Origin of the sequence: Pseudomonas sp. B15(2017), from assembly GCF_002113215.1 — a bacterium.
Classification (GTDB): domain Bacteria; phylum Pseudomonadota; class Gammaproteobacteria; order Pseudomonadales; family Pseudomonadaceae; genus Aquipseudomonas.
Genome location: NZ_NEJZ01000004.1, coordinates 14575 through 32381 on the forward strand (window position 1 = coordinate 14575; position 17807 = coordinate 32381).

Here is a 17807-nt window from a genome sequence, read left to right on the forward strand (position 1 = left end):
GGAATGGCCATGAAAATCGCATTTATCGGTTTGGGCAACATGGGCGCGCCGATGGCGCGCAACCTGATCAAGGCCGGGCATTCGCTGAATCTGGTGGACCTGAACAAGACCGTGCTGGCGGAACTCGAGCAACTGGGCGGCACCATTCGCGCTTCGGCTCGCGAAGCTGCTGAAGATGCAGAACTGGTGATCACCATGCTGCCCGCTGCGGTGCATGTCCGTAGCGTCTGGCTTGGTGAAGACGGTGTTCTCGCGGGTATCGGCAAAGGCGTGCCGGCAGTGGATTGCAGCACCATCGATCCGCAGACTGCGCGCGATGTGGCGGCCGCGGCTGCCAAACAAGGCGTGGCCATGGCCGATGCACCGGTGTCCGGTGGTACCGGCGGCGCCACGGCGGGGACGCTGACCTTCATGGTCGGCGCCACTGCTGAACTGTTCGCCACCCTGCAACCGGTGCTGGCGCAGATGGGCCGCAACATCGTGCATTGCGGTGAAGTCGGTACCGGCCAGATCGCCAAGATCTGCAACAACCTGTTGCTCGCCATTTCGATGGTCGGCGTCAGCGAAGCGATGGCGCTGGGCGATGCGCTGGGGATCGACACCACGGTGCTCGCCGGAATCATCAACAGCTCGACCGGTCGTTGCTGGAGTTCGGAAATGTACAACCCGTGGCCGGGCATCGTCGAAACGGCGCCGGCCTCGCGCGGCTATACCGGTGGCTTCGGCGCCGAGCTGATGCTCAAGGATCTGGGGCTGGCCACCGAGGCGGCACGTCAGGCCCATCAGCCAGTCATGCTGGGCGCGGTGGCGCAGCAGTTGTATCAGGCGATGAGTCAGCGCGGGGAAGGGGGCAAGGACTTCTCGGCGATCATCAACAGCTATCGCAAGCCGCAGTAATCGTCGTCAGATCCAATGCAGTAGGTGTTGCCGGGAAATCACGTCGGGTGGTTTCCCGGCCTTTTTGTATCAGGCGAACACGAAATATTTGCGCACGGTCTCGACCACTTCCCAAGTGCCTTTCATGCCCGGCTCGACCACGAAGATGTCGCCGGCGCGCAGGTGGATTGGCTCCATGCCGTCCGGGGTAATCACGCAGTAGCCTTCCTGGAAATGGCAGTACTCCCACTTCACGTAATCGACCCGCCACTTGCCCGGCGTGCAGATCCAGGTGCCCATGATCTTGCTGCCGTCTTCGCTGGTGTAGGCGTTGAGGTTGACGGTGTGCGGGTCGCCTTCGAGCTTTTCCCATTTGCAGGCGTCGAGTACGGGCAGCGGGTGGGTGTCGCGCAAAACGGTGATAGGTGCGGTCATTGGTGAGTTCCAGAATGGGCCTTTGTACGGAATCTGCACCCTATAGCGCCGGGTACTTTGCCAATTGTCTGGGCTCGACATTCAGTTGCTCATAAACGCAACAACGATTTGCACTGAACGGTTAATCAATAACCCTTGGAACATTAATCAAAGCAATGTACTGATCTGGAACAAGGGTTATGAACTTATAACAAAATTACTTGCTTTAATTTCGCAGGTGATACGCCAGCGAAGTCATCGCTAAGTTGCTTTCCATAGTTGGGCTGAGCGCGGCGGGGCGCTCCATCCTACCCGGACATTGTTAAGTAAATATGTCGCTCCGACCCATCGTCCGCACCAATCGAGTGCAGCATTTACGGGCGTGTGCATGTCCGTCTCAGATCAAATAAAAAACTTTGAACAGCTCGTTGACTCTCCCCTTAAGGGCAGAGTTTAGATTTCCGCCGCGCGAGAAGTTGCTGTAGGAAAAGTTACTTCTCGTATGCGGAAAATATGAGTCAGCCACGACATATAGGGAGATAGAAATGAACAATCCATTGGACTTGGAACAGGTCATTGGCAGCACCCGCGCCATTCTCGCGCAGTTGCTAGTAATGAGCGCCGATGAAATCGATGAGCACAGCAGCATCGTCGAAGATCTGGGGGCGGATTCGCTGGACATCGTCGACCTCAGCTTCCAGCTGGGCCGCCAGTATGGTTGCACCTTGCCCAAGACCAGCGTGCTGGACCATGCGGTGGCTGTCTGCGGGGATGCCAGTGAGTTTCTGGCCAACGGCCGGATCACTGAAAACGGCAAGGCCCTGCTGGAGCAGAGCCTGAGCGCCTACGCACCGGACCAGCTCAAGGCCGGCATGCAGCCGGCGCAGGTGTTCGCGGCCACCACAGTTCTCAACTGGGCGCAGCAATGTCGCAATCTGTTCAATTACCTGCCATCGAGCTGCCCTGACTGCAACGCCCATCAAGCCGTGCTCAACGAGCGTCAGCAAGTGGTCTGCGGTGCCTGCAGCGCACGCCTGGTGCCGGCCGATGGCGACGAAGTCTCCCGTCAACTGGTCGAGCAGTTTGTGGCCACTCACGTCAAAGAGACGGTGTAGGAGCTCACATGCGGGCACGAGAAGTCTATGTGAGCGGGTTCGGCCTGGTGGCGCCCATGGCGCTGGACGCTGCCACGTTGTTCGAGCGCATCTGCCGGAAACAATCCTGTGTCCGCGAACATCCCCGGTTCCAGGCGTTGGGGTTTCGCAACAGTGCGGCCGGGTTTATCGATGACGTGCAGTGGCAGAAGATCGCGGCTGGATTCGGTGGCAATGCAGCGCTGCACCCACGTCAGAGCGTGCTGGCCGAGTACGTCGCGCGTCAGGCGTTGCAGCACGCCGGTCTGACTCCGGCCGACTTTGCCCACAGCCGCAGCGGCCTGTTCCTGGGGGCCAATAAATACTGTGCCGACAGTCACGATCTGCAGCGGGTCAGTCGATGCATGGATGACGCGGGGCGAGTCGATCTGGATCGCCTGCTCGACCATCCGGCACCGCCGAGCGCTGCGTTCGTGCGTCGGGTTGATCAACAGACCCAGCACCTGGCGGACTGGCTCGGTATACGCGACTGCATCTCGACCCATTCCGACGCTTGTGCCGCCGGCACCATGGCCATCGGCAGCGCCTACCGGGCGATCGAGCGCGGTGAGGTGGATCTGGCGATTTGCGGTGCCGTGGAGCTGATGGCCAACGAGCTGCCTTATTACATGTTCAACAGCCTTGGCGCGCTGTGCCAGGCCGACCTGCCGGCAGGCGAGCAGAGCCGTCCCTTCATGCCGGATCGCAGTGGTTTTGTGCTCAGCGAAGGCGCGGCCCTGGTGATTCTCGAATCCGCCGAGCATGCCCGACGACGCAAGGCCAGGCCATTGGGACGAGTGTTGGGCTACGCCAATGTCTGCGAAGCCCAGAAGATGACCTCCAGCAGCCGGGATGGCAGCAAGTACGAGGAATGCATGGACGCTGCAATCGAAGATGCCGGGCTGCTGCGCAGTGCCGTGCAACACGTCAATACCCACGGGACTTCCACCCAGGCCAACGACAGTTGCGAGGCCCTGGCCCTGCAACGGCTGTTTGGCGAATGTCAGGACTTCATGACCTTCACCGCCAACAAGTCGGCCATGGGTCACTCTCTGGCGGGCAGCGGCGCCATTGAAGCCGTACTGTCGCTGATGACGTTGCGCGACGGTGTGCTGTTGCCGACCTTGAACTATGAGCCTGAGCGCGCCGAGTATCCTTCATTGAAGTTCCTCAGCGAGCCTGTGCGCCAGCCGATCAACGTGGTGATGTCCAACTCCTTCGGATTCGGCGGCGTCAACAGTTCGCTGGTTCTGGGGAGGGCATGACATGAACAGAGCCCTCTACATCAACGCGGCTGCCGTGCTCAATGCCGCCGGCAGCGAATGCGCCGACCTGCTCGCGACACCGCCGGTGCCACAACCGCTGGCCTTCGACCCGCAACGTAACGCCCTGGTGTTGCCCGCGCCGCGCCTGGCCAGCGATCTGTTCGATCGCAAGATCCAACGCAGCGTCGAGCCGCAGGGGCTGCGTCTGCTGCATTGCGCCGCACGCCTGGCGCCCGCGCTGGCGTCGCTGCAACTGCCTGCTGCGCGCATTGCCCTGACCGCCGCCATTCCGGAAGTGGACGCGCCTAGTCCGTGCTGGGATGCAGTGCAGGCGATCCTCGAACAGCCGCACAAACAGCTGTCGCAACTGTTGGCCAACACCCCGCCATTGCATGCGTTGACGCTGCTCAACAGCAGTGTGATGGCTTACGTGGCCGAGGCGCTGAATTGCCATGGTCCGATGGGCGGCTTCTGCTCCCAGGACAATGCCGGGCTCGATGCGTTGATCGAGGCCTGCCAGCAAATTGCCGAACAACACGCCGATGCGGCGCTGGTGGTCAGCAGCAGTCCGAACCTGACACCGGCCCTGTACCTGCGCGAGCCCGCTTTGGCGGACGAGCCGGTTTACGGTGAAGGCGCTGCGGCGCTGTTGCTCAGTTCGACACCGGCGCAGGACGCTACGCAGATCTTGCGTGTCGCCGGGTTTGCCCGAGGTTACAGCGCCGATCCGCAGCGCGCGCTGGCCGTCGGCAAACGCGTGATCGAACGCGCCCTGAGCGAGGAAAAACTGTGTATGGGTGACGTTGCCAAGGTGGTGGCCAATCCCGCCGACCGGCAACTGATGAGCCTGTTTGAATCGACGCCACAACACCTGCGCAATGTCAGTGCAATGACCGGCGAACTGGGCGCCAGCGGATTGCTGACCGAGGTCGCCATGGCTTTGCACCACAGTCGCGGAGCAGGCGCTGTGCCTGGTTACACCTTGCTCGTCAGTCATGGTCGCGCCGGTCACTGGGGCGCATTGCTGTTGGCCAGTGAAACCCTGGAGAAGTACGCATGAGTGCGACACGGATTGTGATCACCGGAATGGGCGCGGTAACCGGATTCGGTTTCGAATGGCAGACCCTCTGGGAAAAAATGCTCGGCGCCGAACACTGCGTGCGCCCCTGGCAGCCGCAAGACCTGCAGGACAATGAGTTTCCGGTTCGCTACGCGGCGCCCGTTGACATGACGTTGTTACCCGGGCATTTGCAGGACCACCCGGCCTGGACGCTGCCCCTGGAAAAACGCAGTCGCTTTGGCTGGGTGGCTGCCACCCAGGCCGTCGCCGACAGCGGGTTGAACCCCGAGCAGTTGCGCGAGGCTGCCGTGCTGTGTGCCTCCGGGGCACCGCAACACATGCTCGCCGACATGCTCCTGACCCAGGCGCCGGACGGCGATGCAGCGGACTGGCGACACCTGATGGCGCGGGCAACAGAAGTCAGCGCCGAGGGTTCCTTGCGTCAGGCCAACGACCGTCTGGCGCGAGTGATTGCCGACGACCTCGGTTGTGAAGGCCCGGTGATCAATATCAGTAGCGCCTGTGCCGGCGCATCCCAGGCGATCGGCAATGCGTTCCAGATGATTCGTCGCGGCGAAGTGAATGTTGCCGTGGCCGGTGGTGCCGACTCGGTGCTCAACCTCGACACCATGGCCGCTTTGTACCTGCTGGGCGCAGCCTCGGGCGAGCAGCGCTGGGGCGCTGATCTGTGCCGGCCGTTCGATCGTGACCGCAGCGGTCTGATCGCCGGCGAAGGCGGCGGGTTTGTCGTATTGGAAAGTCTTGAGCATGCCCTGGCGCGAGGGGCGACCCCGTATGCCGAAGTGCTCGGTTACGGCAGCAGCCTGGATGCCTACAAGGTCACCGCACCGCAGCCAGAGGGCCGGGGCGCCGCGCTGGCAATGCAAGCGGCGCTGGACGATGCGGAGTTGCAGCCGCAGCAGATTGACCTGATCAATGCCCACGGCACCTCGACGCCCCTCAATGATGTTGCCGAGACCCTGGCCATCAAGCAGGTGTTTGCTCAGCACAAGCATTATCAGACGCTGGCGGTCAGTGCCAACAAGTCGCAATTCGGTCACCTGATCGCGGCGGCCGGGGCGCCGGAGTGCATTGTCACTGCGCTGGCCTGTCTGAACGATCTGGTCACACCCACCGTGAACCTGCACGAGGCCGATGAACGCTGTGATCTGGATTATTGCGCCGGTCAGGCCGTCAGCCGTCGTGTCGATTACGCCCTCAGCAACTCCTTTGGCTTCGGCGGCCTGAACACCTCGCTGGCCCTTGGCAAATATCGGGAGCACGGACAATGACTAGCGCTACTGCACGCATTGCCATCGCTGGCAGCGGTTGTGTGTTGCCCACGGGTTGGGGCGTCGAGTGTTTCTGGGCGGCGGCCCGGGAAGGTCGCAGTGCGATCACAGCGCTGCAAACAACGCTGTTTCACAGTGAACGCATCGCCGCATTCGGACAGATCGATGACGCCACGCACCAACGCAGTCGCCAGGACGTTGCGCAAAACCTGCAGCGTTACTGCCCGCCGGCGGTGATCTGGGGCGTCAGCGCAGTGCGTCAGGCGCTGGCCGAGGCCGGCGTCGAACCCGGTCAGGACGGTTTGCGTTATGGCCTCTATTGCTGTCAGGGCGGGTATACCCATCCGTCGGTGGCTTCCTATGGGGAACTGCTTCAGGAGTGCCGCACCGACAGCGCAGCCGACATGAACCGCCTCGCCCGTCAAGTGTTGCAGGAGCGTGCGCTCGATCCGTTTCTGGTGCTCAAGAGTCTGAGTAACGGCTTGCTCGGCGTGGTCAGTCTGGCCTTGAAGCTGGAGTGCGAGTGCAACGCCTATATGCAAGGCGTGGCCGGCAATCTGGCGGCATTGCGTCAGGCGCACAGTGCCTTGCAGAGTGGGCGCATCGACGTGGCCATCGTGGTCGGGGCCGGCAGTGAACTTGACCCGCTGGCGCTGGTCGCGCTCGCCGAGGCCGGTGTGATCGGTACCGACGGTTCCCGGCAGATGCTCGCCTTCGACCGAAAGGGTTCGGGCGGCATTGCCGGCGAAGGCGCCGCTGCGCTGGTGCTGCGGCGGGCCGCGGATCTGCCTCCGGAACCGCAGACCTGCCTGACGGCGCTGTTCGCGCACCCGCGTCTGGACGCTCTGAGCCTGCCGGACAAACAGGTCGATCTGCTGATCAGCAGCGCCACCGGCACTGCGCTACAGGACGCCGATCTGGCCCGCACCCTGGCCCGTACCGGCGCTGCACACATCACCAGCGGCACGGCGCTGACCGGCATCCTCAGCGGTGCGCCGAGCCTGGTCGACCTGATCCTCGCCCGCCAGATGCTGCAGGCCCAAAGCATCGCGCCGATTGCCGGGCTGACGCAGCCGGTGGATACGCATCTGCCGTTTGTGTCGGGCGACCCACGGGATGCCGTTCTGCACGATTGCCTGGTGATCAACCGCGACGACAACGGCTTCAGCGCCTGTTACCAACTCGACTTGCAGGCGGACGACTGACCGCTTCAAGGCAATACATCGCTTCTGAATTTTTACTCAAGGGATATGACTGTCATGGATTACCGCGATTACGTTCGGCCAAAATTCGTTGAACTGATGCAGGCCCTGGGCCTGGAGTGCCAGTTCCATCGGGCGCAGGGCAGCAAACTGTTCTACCGCGACAAGCAGGGTGACGAAGTGACCGTGACCGATTTTCTCGGTGGCTACGGTGCCGCGCTGTACGGTCACAACGATCCGCAATTCGTCGATCAGCTGTGCGGCCTGCTGCGCGCCGATGTGCCGTTCAACGCGCAAATGTCGGTGCGTGGCGCGGCGGGGCAGTTGGGGCGCGAACTCAGCGAAGCGTTCAACCGTGAGCTGAACAACACCGAGCGCTACATTTCCACGTTCTCCAACAGTGGCGCCGAGTCGGTCGAAATCGCCGTCAAGCATGCCGAGTACCGTCGTCAGAAAAACCTGCAGAAGCAGTTCGACGAACATGATTTCGAACTGGCGAATCTGGTGGCCAGTGACAAGGCCTATGTCGAGTTGGAAATCGACGATCTCGATCTGCCGGCCGGTCTGTTGCCGCCGCACCTGACCAGCGTGACCGTGCGTCAGGTGGCCGAGGCGGTGCGTCAGCACAACCTCGCGCAACTGCATGTCGAGCCGGTCTTCCTCGCGGTGCGAGGCAGCTTCCACGGCAAACTGGTGAACACCGTTCAACTGACTTACGGCAAGCAATACCGCAAGCCGTTTGCCCGTTTCGGGCTCAACGTCGAATTCATCGATCCGGATCAACCGCAGCAGTTGCAAGAGCTGCCGGCCCGCCATCAGCATCACTGGCTGAGTCTGGCGTGGAGTGGCGAAACCCTGCACGTGCGCCGTGAAGCGTTCAGCGCAATCACTGCCGTGCTGCTGGAACCGATTCAGGGCGAGGGCGGGATCAACGAGTTTGCCAAAGAGTTCTACCTGGGCCTGCGTCGTCTGTGCAACGAGCAGCAATGCCCGCTGGTCATCGACGAAGTGCAGTCGGGTTTCGGCCGCACCGGCACCTTGCTCGGCGCCACCCATTTCAACCTGCAGGGCGACTACTACTGCCTGTCCAAGGCACTGGGCGGCGGCTTGATGAAAATCGCCGCCACCGTGATTCGCGCCAGTCATTACGAAAACGATTTCAGCTACATCCACAGCTCGACCTTCGCTGAAGACGATGCGTCGTGCCACATCGCGCTGTCGGCCCTGCGCCGCTTGTTCGAGAACGACAGCGCCATGCTCAAGGATGTGAACAAGAAGGGCGAGTACCTCAAGACTTCGCTGCTGGAGCTCAAGGCGGCCTATCCGGACGTGATCGCCGATGTGCGCGGACGCGGCCTGCTGCTGGGCTTCGAACTGCATGACCTGACCGGTACCAGTTCGCTGGTCCAGGCGTCGGCGCAGTACAACGAAGCGCTGGGCTACATCATTGCCGGCTATCTGTTGCAGTTCGAGTCGTTGCGTGTGGCGCCGTCGGGCAGCAACGCCAATGTGATTCGCCTGGAACCCCCGGTGTGCATCACCTTCCAGGAAATCGATGGCCTGATCGCTTCGCTGCAAAAAGTCTGCGACATGCTGCGTCGCCGCGATGCCTTCCCGCTGGCCGCCGGTGTGTGTGCCGACAGCATTGCCCAGGTTCCGGCGCGCGATGTCAGCTTCACGGAGACCGAAAGCCTCCCAAAGCCTGACGAGAACGTGCGCGTGGTAGCACGCGTGGCGTTCATCAACCACCTGATCGATGCGGACATGCTCAGTGATGTCGACCCATCGCTGTCGACCCTGAGCCCGGAGCAGAAGCGCGAGTTCATCAAACGCATGGCCCCCGAGCGCCGCGCGGCGCCTATCGGCCCGGTGCAGATCCGCTCGAAACTCGGCACGGCGGTGGAGTTCACCCTCTATCCGCTGTGCATGGATTCCGATGCGATGGCGGCTTACATCGCCAGCGGCGATCTGGAAACCATCCGCGAGGAAGTCGGCAATCGCATCAAGGATGCCCGCGCCGACGGCTATGGCGTGGCCGGCCTGGGCATGTACACCTCGATCGTCACCAACAACTGTCAGGCGCTGAAAATCCCTGACATGGCGCTGACCTCGGGCAACGCGCTGACCATCGGCATGGGCCTGGAAGCGATCGAGCAGGGCTGCAAACAGCAAGGTCTGGAACTGAGCCGGCAGACCGCTGCGGTGGTCGGTGCTGCCGGCAACATTGCTTCGACCTACGCTTCGCTGTTGTCGACCCGTGTCGAGCACCTGATCCTGATCGGCAGTGGTCGCGACGGCTCGCTGCGACGCCTGGAGAAAACCGCTCAGCAGATTTACGCCGAAGCCGCCCGGGCCATTCTCAAGGGGGTTGCCGAGCATGATCGTCTCGCCAGTCGCCTGCAGCAGCTGCGGGGTATCGACGCCCTGCTGCAAGCCCATGGCAACAGTGCCGATCTCGGGCAGCGTGTGGCGCAACTGGTCGATGAGCAACTGGGAAGCGACGCGTTCATCACCGTCAGCAACGACCTGGATACCTTGAAGCAAGCGCGCATCGTGCTGTGTGCGGCGAATGCACCGCAGGCGTTTCTCGGTGCCGGACACTTTGCCGAGAACAGCGTGATCTGCGACATCGCCGTACCGCTGAACGTGGACCAGAACCTCGCCGGTCAGCGCTCCGACGTGCTGTACATGCACGGCGGGATTGTCCAGACGCCGCTGGGCGATGGCCTGGCCCCCAACGTTCGCGCCTACCTCAAGCAAGGTCAGTTGTATGCCTGCATGGCGGAGTCGGTACTGATGGGGCTGTCGGGCATGAAACAGCACTACTCCTACGGCGACATCAGCCGTGAGCAAGTGCAGCAGATCCGTGCACTGGCCGCGACCCACGGGTTCAGCCTCGCGCAGTTCAAAACCGATAACTCGCTGTAAGGAACGGTCATGCCGAACAAAGTAGCAGTAGTGACCGGCGGCAGCCGTGGCATCGGCCGCGCCATCGTCCTGGCGCTGGCAGGTGCCGGTTATCAAGTGGCGTTCAGTTATGTGCGTGATGAAGTAGCGGCGATGGCCTTGCGTGATGAAGTGCAGGCGTCGGGCGTGGATTGCCTGGCGCTGCAATGCGACATCAGCCGTGGCGACAGCATCGCGTCATTTTTCGAACGGGTCGAGGCGCATTTCCAGCGCGTCGATCTGCTGGTCAACAACGCCGGCATTACCCGTGACGGCTTGCTGGCGACGATGCCGGCGAGCGACATCCTGGAGGTGATCCAGACCAACCTGGTCGGGACCTTGCTCTGCTGTCAGCAGGTGCTGCCGGGCATGCTGCGCCAGCGCAGTGGCTGCATCGTCAATATCAGTTCGGTCGCCGCGCAAAAGCCCGGCAAGGGCCAGAGCAACTATGCCGCGGCCAAGGGCGGGGTCGAGGCCATGACCCGTGCGCTGGCGGTCGAGCTGGCGCCGCGCAATATCCGGGTCAATGCGGTGGCGCCGGGGATCGTCAAGACCGAGATGAGCACCGCACTGATCGGCAGTCAGGAGGAGCAGATCCAGTCGCGGTTGCTGATCAAGCGTTACGCCGAACCCGAGGAAATTGCCGAGGCGGTGCTGTACCTCGCTGACCGTGGCCTGTACCTGACCGGGGAGGTCCTGCCGGTGAACGGCGGGTTGAAAATGCCATGAGCCGCACCATTCTGATTACCGGTGCAGCCAAAGGCATCGGGCGCGCGGTGGCCGAGGACTTCGCGGCCAATGGCGACAATCACCTGATCCTGCTGGACCTGGACTTGCCGCAATTGCAGGGCTGGGTCGATGAGCAGCAGGAGCGGATCAAGGCGCGGGTCGAGACCCACGCGGCGAACATCGCCGACCTGCCTGCCATGGAAGCGTTTTTCAAGCAGCTCGGCGCCCGGATCAAGCAGGTCGACGTGCTGGTCAACAGTGCCGGTATCTGCAATGAAAACGAGCCCGAAGATCTGCACAACTGGCACAAGGTGATTTCGGTCAACCTCAACGGTACGTTTTACGTGACCTCGCTGTGCCTGGCGCTGATGCCGGATCGGGGACGGATCATCAACATGTCCTCGATCCTCGGCCGGGCCGGCAAGGTGCGCAACACTGCGTACTGCGCTTCCAAGCACGGCATCGTCGGCATGACCAAGGCTCTGGCACTGGACCTGGCGTCGCGGCAGATCACGGTCAACGCGATTCTGCCGGCCTGGATCGATACGCCGATGCTCCAGGGCGAACTGGCGACGCAAGCGGCGATCGCCGGTCTGACCCAGGAACAGATCGTGCGCAACGCGAAGAAAAAACTGCCGATGCGCCGCTTCATCCAGAGCGAAGAAGTGGCGGCAATGGTGCGTTACCTGGCCAGTCCTGAAGCCGGTGGGGTCACGGCCCAGAGCCTGGTGATCGATGGCGGCGTCGGATTGGGAATGTAGCGATGCCAGGATCTATCAACCGCATCGCCTGGGCGATGTGGGCGTGCGTGGCCGCTCCGGCGGTTGTCGCGGCCCTGGAAGTCGACGATCTCAAGCCCGATTACGCCGACGCCGAAATCGGCGTGGCCACGGCACTGCGCCTGCACGGTGACGATCAGGTCACACAGAAGGCCGTGTATTTCAAAGCCAACCTGGAGGACAACTGGGACGGCGGTTATTACAAGGCCAAGGGTCGCGTACGGTATGACGCCCGCTACGACGGCAACAACCCGTACAGCGAACGCGCCCGGGAAAAGTATCGCTTCGACGCTGACTGGCGGCATCTGTATGTCGGTCATTCGCTGGGCGATGGTGAAGTGACGGTCGGCTGGCAGCAGGTGGTCTGGGGGCGTGCGGATGAACTGCGTGTGCTGGACCAGATCAACCCGTTGGACTATCGCGATGGACTGACCCCGTTGCTTGAGGACAGCCGCATCGCCGTGCCGATGGTGCGCGTGGCGCAGCCTGTGGGCGAGTGGGAGCTGGAAGCGCTGTGGATCACCGACTTCGTCAAGAACCGGCCGCCGGTGGCGGGCAGCGAGTTCGCCGCGCCGCTGTTCGCGGCGCCCGATCCGGAGTATTTCCTGCTTGATTCCAAACCCGGTTATGACGGTGACAAGGGCTATGCCTATGGTCTGAGCGCCAATGGCCGGATCGGTGCGGTGGACACCAGCTTCGTGGCACTGAGCGCACGTCAGCAGGATCCGGTGTATGCCGTCGAAGGCCTGGCCGATGACGGTCGTACGCGTCTTGAACGCCAGTTTCCCCGTTACACCATGGGCGGAGCAGGTCTGGCGATCGACGCCGGTCACAGCATCGTGGTGCGCAGTGAGATTGCCTGGTTCGACAACTGGCGCGTGACCAATCCGACCCGCGCCTACGGTGCCGACAGCACGTCGATGGTCAAGTCGCTGTTGGGCGTCGACTATCTGTGGCGCGACTGGCTGATTTCGGCGCAATGGCAGGAGCAGGTGCTGCTCGACTGGCAGGACGGGATGCTGCAGGACAAGCGCGAGCCGCTGTTCACCCTCTCGGCCGAAGGCACTCACTGGCAGGACCGGCTCAAGAGCCGACTGGTGGCCGCGGCCTCGCCGCCGCTCAAGGACAACGCTTTGCTGCAGGGCATCTTCACCTACAAACCGGTGGACTACATCAAGCTGGGACTGGAAGTGGACGTGTTCTTCGGCAAACCCGACAGGGCCTTCGGCGAGTACAGCAAGCGCGATCAAGTGCGCCTGTCCGCCGGCTATCTGTTTTAACCCCGTGACGCCTGCCTGCCACCGATGGCGCAGGCCCGCATGTACTCATCCGACGAAAAGGGAAATTCCGATGTTGCCGCTTTTGAAAAGTCTGACCGCCACCGCGTTGATCCTCAGTGGCGTCTGCGCCAGCGCTGCCGACGGCAGCAATGCCGATGAAATCATTCGCCAGGTGCGCGATCGCAATGACGGTAAAAGCTTCATGTCCCAGGTGTCGTTGATCCTTCACGACAAGAAGGGCAATACCCGGGTTCGTGAATTCACTTACCTGCAGAAGGACTACCCGGACAGCGACAAATTCAGCATGTATTTCTCGGCGCCGACCGATGTGCGCGACGTCGCGTTCCACATCGAAAACCCGCACGAGACGCTGGGGCTGGAAGACAGCCAGTGGATGTACCTGCCGGTCAGCCGCCAGACCCGCCGGATCTCCACCACCGACAAGCGCGGCTCGTTCATGGGCAGCGAATACTCCTATGCCGACCTGGACAAGATCCGGGTCAAGGATTACTCGCAGACATTGCTGGGAGAAGAGCAGATCAAGGGCCGCGACTGCTACGTGATCGAACGTGAACCGGCGTCCCCGGAAGTGCTGGCCAAGACCGGTTACAACAAACTCAAGGTGTGGATCGACAAGCAGAATTTCCTGGTCATGCGTCAGGACTTCTTCGACGTCAAAGGTGTGCTGATCAAGCAGATGCGCACCCAGAAGGTCGAGACCATCGACGGGATCGACAGCATCGTGCTCAGTGAAACCGAGCACTTCATCGACGGCACGCGCTCGGAAATGCGCTTCAACCAGTTGCAGTACAACGTCCCGCTGGAAGACCGGCTGTTTACCCAGACCGCCATCAAGCGCGGGCTGAAAACCGGTGACCTGCCGGAATTTTCCGTGACTGCCCGCTAAGCGCCGCTCCCGACGACCCTGGAACACATGATCATGGAAAGATACCTGAACTTCGTCGAGCGCCATGCGCGGGCGATCGTTTTCCTGCTGGTGGCGATCACCGCGTATTTCACTTATACGCTGGGCGCGCTGATCTCGGACACCAACCCTTATCTGCTCAAGGACAGCCATCCGGCGCGCAAGACCATCATCGATTTGCAGGGTGAGTTCACCGGCACCTTCGACTCGGTGATGGTGGCGTTGAACAACCCGCAGACGGTCTTCAACAAACAGACGCTCAATGCGTTGTTTTCGATGTCGCAGTCGGTGCGCAAGATGATCCTGGCCAACGACGCCGACAAGGAGCAACTGACGCAAATCGTCGCTCGCTACCCGAATGACAGCCGCGCGCAGCTATTGACCCGGGACATTCTGGAGGACGGTTTTTCCCAGAATGATTACGCTCAGGCCAAGGCCCTGCGCGATCATGCCCAGAGTCAGAACTGGGATGCTCATGATCAGTTGTTCCTGACCTTCCTCGCCGAGCGAATCAACCCGATTCGCGAAATGGCGTCGATGGGCGACCTGGAAAACATCGTGTTGACCGACGATGGCGAGTTGTTGATCCACAAGACCCTCAACGCCTATGACATGGATCCGGCCGTGGTCGAGTCACAGATCATGGGCAACGAACTGATGGTCGACGGCGTGGTGTCGAAGGACAAGAAAGTCGCGATGCTGGTGGCCGAACTCGGTACCAAGCAGGATGACGCCCAGGCGCAATTGCGCGCCTATCAGATCGTGCGGGGCATCGTCGCGAAGTATCAGGCAGATCATCCGGAGTACAAGGACGAGATTTTCATTGCCGGCATGCCGATCTTCATCGCGGCCCAACAGGAAATCATCGACCATGACCTGGCGGTGCTGTTTCCGATCGTGTTTCTGCTGATCACCCTGCTGCTGATTTTCTTCTTCCGCAAACCGCTGGGCGTGTTGTTGCCGCTGTTCAACATTCTGTTCTGCACCATCTGGACGCTGGGCCTGATGGCGCTGCTGCGGGTGCCGTTCGACCTGTTGACCAGCGTGTTGCCGGTGTTTCTGTTCACCATCTGCTGCTCGGACGCCATCCATGTGATGGCCGAATACTACGAGCAGAAAAACGCCGGCAAGAGCAACCGTGACGCCAACCGCGAGACCCAGCGGCTGATGGTCGTGCCGGTGGTGTTGACCACAGTGACGACCATCGCCACGTTCATGATTTCCACCACCAACAACATCGTCAGCATCCGTAACTTCGGCGTGTTCATGTCCATCGGCCTGACGGCGGCGCTGATCATTTCGTTGCTGCTGATTCCGGCCTGGATCTCCATCTGGGGCAAGGATCAACCAGCGCAAGCCAGGGTCGCTGCGCACAAGGAATCGATCATCTCGCGTTATCTGGTGGCGTTCTGCGCCTGGATGATCCGCTTTCGCAAACCGATTCTCATGGTCATGCTGCCGTTGCTGGCGCTGGCCACCGTGTTCACCTTCCGCGTCGATATCGAAGACTCGGGCATTGCCTATTTCAAACCCGAAAGCCATATCCGCATTTCGGACCAGTTCATCAACCACGCCAACGTCGCGGGTACGGCGCCGGGCTGGATTGCCATCGACAGCAAGGAGCCTCGCGGGGTGCTGACCACGGAGGTGGTGCAGTTCATCGACAAGCTCGACCACTTCATCAAGCAGCAGCCGAACGTGAGTTACGGCTACTCCCTGGCCACTTACGTCAAGCGCATGAACCTGGTGCTCAACGACATGAACCCTGATTACCTGCGCGTTCCCAACGCCATGGAAAAGGTGAGCTCAGTCAATGATGACGGGCAGGTCGAGCAATTCGAAGTGCCAGGCAATTCGCTGATCGAGCAGCACGTGATGCTGTTCGAAAACGGTGGCGGCTCGGACTTGAACAACGTGCTCAACGCCGACTTCTCCAAGGCCTTGACGCTGTACACCATGACCTCGTCGGTCGCCAGTGATTATCAGGGCATGCTCGATCGCCTCGACGCCTGGCTGCTGGTGAACAAACCGGCCAATCTGGAGGTGACGCATGCCGGCACGCCGTTGATCTGGACCGGTGTGTTGCAGGAAATCACCCAGGGCCAGGTACTGAGTTTTTCCCTGGCGTTGCTGGTCGTCACGCTGATGATGATGTACTGGCTCAAGTCGGTGCGGCTGGGCATTCTCGGCATGTTGACCCTGCTGACCACCTCGGTCACGGTCTACGGCTTCATGTTTCTGTTCAAGATCGAGCTGAACATCGGCACGACGCTGGTGACTTTCCTGGTGGTGGGCGTGGTCGATTACGCGGTGCACCTGCTGTCGCGCATCAAATGGCTGGTGCAGCAGGGCATTGAAGTCGACGCGGCGATTCTGCAGGCGATGCACAGCGTCGGTCGCTCGACGGTGATCAACGTGGTGATTTTCTCCGTGGGCTTCATGGCGCTGCTGTTTTCTGACTTCAAGCCGATTGTCGACCTGGGGGCGCTGGTGGCCATGGCGCTGTTCTCCAGCGGGGTCATGACCATCATTCTGGTGACGCTGGTTTCGCCGTGGTTCTTCGGCGCGATTGAGCCGATTGCCCAGCCCGCTCGGGCGCAACGCCTCGACGCAGAGGCAGTACCGGGCTGAAGCCCGAGCCGGTTCCGCCTGCCCTGATCCGACAGGCGAACCGGCCCATGCGCCGCAGAAGGGTTTTCAGTTCAGCGTAGCGGCCGGGGTTTTTTCCCCCTGCCGGGCGATGCGCTCGAACTGACATTCCTGTCGAGCCTCGTGGAGGTTGTTTTCAAACGCTTCAAGCCCATCGTACAACTGCTGCAAATCGCCGATCTGGGTCACCAGCTCGGCTTTTTTCCGGGCGATGGCATTCTGTGCCATGTCCCAGGGGAATTCCTCGCCGCGGTAGTTGTTCAGGATGACCTGCAGCTCCTTGAGCTTGAAGCCCAGTTGCTGAGCGCATTTGATGAACGTCAGGACCTCGACGCTTTCCTGACTGTAGATACGGTATTTGCCTTCACGCTTGGGCTCGGGCAACAGGCCGATTTCTTCGTAATGGCGAATGCTTTTGACTGTGGTGCCCGACAGCTGGGCGGCTTTGCCGATATACATAAAGATCCATCTCGATGATAAAACGGGGCGTAGCGTGACCAGGCTCGAGCCTGATCGGCGGGCGATTATAGGGTGAATACCATCGGCAGGTTGCAACTGTGCGTAAATGACGCGCACAGCTGACGGACGGGCTCGTGGGAGAGCCCGTGGAAGGCTGACGGCGTCGGCGGCGCCGTCAGTTGGACAGTCGCGTCAGATTCAGAACGCGGCGCTGGATCGCGCCTGTTGCAGCCACACGTCGCGCTGCTCCGGTTTGGAGCCGAGCATGGGGCCGAACGTCAGGGTCTTGATCGGTTTGACTCCGCAGAACTCCAGCGTGGTCTTGCGCACCTGGTGCAGGCCCGGCATGCGGTAGAACCATTTGTAGTACCAGTACGGCGTGTCCATGGTCACCAGCAAATGGGCGGTGCGGCCTTTGAGCAGTTTGTCCGGGAAGGCTTTGCCTTCGCGGTACTTGAACGCGAAACCGGGCAGGAAGATGCGGTCCAGAAAGCCTTTCATCAACGCCGGAATCCCGCCCCACCAGATCGGATAGACGAAAGTCAGGTGCTCGGCCCAGGTGATGTCGGCCTGGGCCTGCAGCAGATCGGGTTCCAGCGGCTGAATCTTGTTGTAACCCTCGTGCAGGACCGGGTCGAAATCCAGCGCATCCAGGCGCATCAACCGCACCTCATGCCCGGCGTCCTTGGCCGCCTGAACGTAGGTTTCACTCAGTGCTCCGCAAAAACTGTCGGTGGAGGGGTGTCCCAGAATCACGAGCATTCGTTTGCCCATAGTGTGTACTCCTGAAAAGAAGCT

The 17807-nt window shown here is 61.3% G+C and carries 15 protein-coding genes; 12 read left to right on the forward strand and 3 right to left on the reverse strand.

Annotated features, from left to right (window positions below; genetic code table 11):
* Nucleotides 1-9: 9 nt before the first annotated feature.
* Nucleotides 10-897 (forward strand): 3-hydroxyisobutyrate dehydrogenase, encoded by an 888-nt coding sequence (gene mmsB / locus CAF73_RS07820; RefSeq protein WP_085702396.1) that lies wholly within the window; start codon nucleotides 10-12, stop codon nucleotides 895-897.
* A gap of 69 nt (nucleotides 898-966) precedes the next feature.
* On the opposite strand, the gene CAF73_RS07825 is transcribed toward mmsB, so the two are convergent.
* Entirely contained in the window at nucleotides 967-1311 is a 345-nt protein-coding gene (locus tag CAF73_RS07825) for a cupin domain-containing protein (RefSeq protein WP_039592382.1), read from the reverse strand.
* A 524-nt stretch (nucleotides 1312-1835) separates the two neighbouring features.
* Here CAF73_RS07825 and CAF73_RS07830 point away from each other — a divergent pair.
* The 11 genes from CAF73_RS07830 to CAF73_RS07880 all read left to right on the forward strand — a co-directional run bounded on the left by CAF73_RS07830 (nucleotide 1836) and on the right by CAF73_RS07880 (nucleotide 16532).
* Complete coding sequence (locus CAF73_RS07830; protein ID WP_064382630.1) at nucleotides 1836-2405, forward strand: acyl carrier protein; 570 nt, start codon at nucleotides 1836-1838, stop codon at nucleotides 2403-2405.
* 8 nt (nucleotides 2406-2413) lie between these two features.
* On the forward strand, nucleotides 2414-3688 hold the full coding sequence (locus CAF73_RS07835; protein WP_085702397.1) for a beta-ketoacyl-[acyl-carrier-protein] synthase family protein: 1275 nt from the start codon (nucleotides 2414-2416) through the stop codon (nucleotides 3686-3688).
* Nucleotide 3689: 1 nt separating this feature from the next.
* Nucleotides 3690-4748 (forward strand): beta-ketoacyl synthase, encoded by a 1059-nt coding sequence (locus CAF73_RS07840; RefSeq protein ID WP_085702398.1) that lies wholly within the window; start codon nucleotides 3690-3692, stop codon nucleotides 4746-4748.
* Nucleotides 4745-6040: a beta-ketoacyl synthase gene (locus CAF73_RS07845; RefSeq protein WP_085702399.1), complete on the forward strand. Its 1296-nt coding sequence runs from the start codon at nucleotides 4745-4747 to the stop codon at nucleotides 6038-6040. The genes CAF73_RS07840 and CAF73_RS07845 overlap by 4 nt, the downstream gene beginning before the upstream one ends.
* A complete protein-coding gene (locus CAF73_RS07850; protein WP_085702400.1) occupies nucleotides 6037-7245 on the forward strand; it encodes a beta-ketoacyl synthase N-terminal-like domain-containing protein in 1209 nt (402 codons plus the stop codon). The genes CAF73_RS07845 and CAF73_RS07850 overlap by 4 nt, the downstream gene beginning before the upstream one ends.
* A gap of 54 nt (nucleotides 7246-7299) precedes the next feature.
* The gene (locus CAF73_RS07855; protein ID WP_085702401.1) at nucleotides 7300-10170 is read left to right on the forward strand and encodes an aminotransferase class III-fold pyridoxal phosphate-dependent enzyme; all 2871 of its coding nucleotides are present in this window, start codon (nucleotides 7300-7302) and stop codon (nucleotides 10168-10170) included.
* Nucleotides 10171-10179: 9 nt separating this feature from the next.
* Nucleotides 10180-10917: a 3-oxoacyl-ACP reductase family protein gene (locus CAF73_RS07860; protein ID WP_085685527.1), complete on the forward strand. Its 738-nt coding sequence runs from the start codon at nucleotides 10180-10182 to the stop codon at nucleotides 10915-10917.
* Entirely contained in the window at nucleotides 10914-11678 is a 765-nt protein-coding gene (locus CAF73_RS07865; RefSeq protein ID WP_085701344.1) for an SDR family NAD(P)-dependent oxidoreductase, read from the forward strand. Before CAF73_RS07860 ends, CAF73_RS07865 begins: the two co-directional genes overlap by 4 nt.
* Nucleotides 11679-11680: 2 nt before the next feature.
* Complete coding sequence (locus CAF73_RS07870) at nucleotides 11681-12976, forward strand: DUF1302 family protein (RefSeq protein WP_085702402.1); 1296 nt, start codon at nucleotides 11681-11683, stop codon at nucleotides 12974-12976.
* A gap of 70 nt (nucleotides 12977-13046) precedes the next feature.
* Nucleotides 13047-13883 carry an outer membrane lipoprotein-sorting protein gene (locus CAF73_RS07875; protein ID WP_085701346.1) on the forward strand — a complete coding sequence of 279 codons (837 nt, stop codon included), beginning with the start codon at nucleotides 13047-13049 and terminating at the stop codon, nucleotides 13881-13883.
* 33 nt (nucleotides 13884-13916) lie between these two features.
* Entirely contained in the window at nucleotides 13917-16532 is a 2616-nt protein-coding gene (locus tag CAF73_RS07880) for an RND family transporter (RefSeq protein ID WP_085702528.1), read from the forward strand.
* A 66-nt stretch (nucleotides 16533-16598) separates the two neighbouring features.
* On the opposite strand, the gene CAF73_RS07885 is transcribed toward CAF73_RS07880, so the two are convergent.
* Nucleotides 16599-17009, reverse strand: a complete 411-nt coding sequence (locus CAF73_RS07885; protein ID WP_085685536.1) for a MerR family transcriptional regulator — start codon at nucleotides 17007-17009, stop codon at nucleotides 16599-16601.
* A gap of 198 nt (nucleotides 17010-17207) precedes the next feature.
* Nucleotides 17208-17783 carry an NAD(P)H-dependent oxidoreductase gene (locus tag CAF73_RS07890; protein ID WP_085702403.1) on the reverse strand — a complete coding sequence of 192 codons (576 nt, stop codon included), beginning with the start codon at nucleotides 17781-17783 and terminating at the stop codon, nucleotides 17208-17210.
* Nucleotides 17784-17807 lie beyond the last annotated feature (24 nt).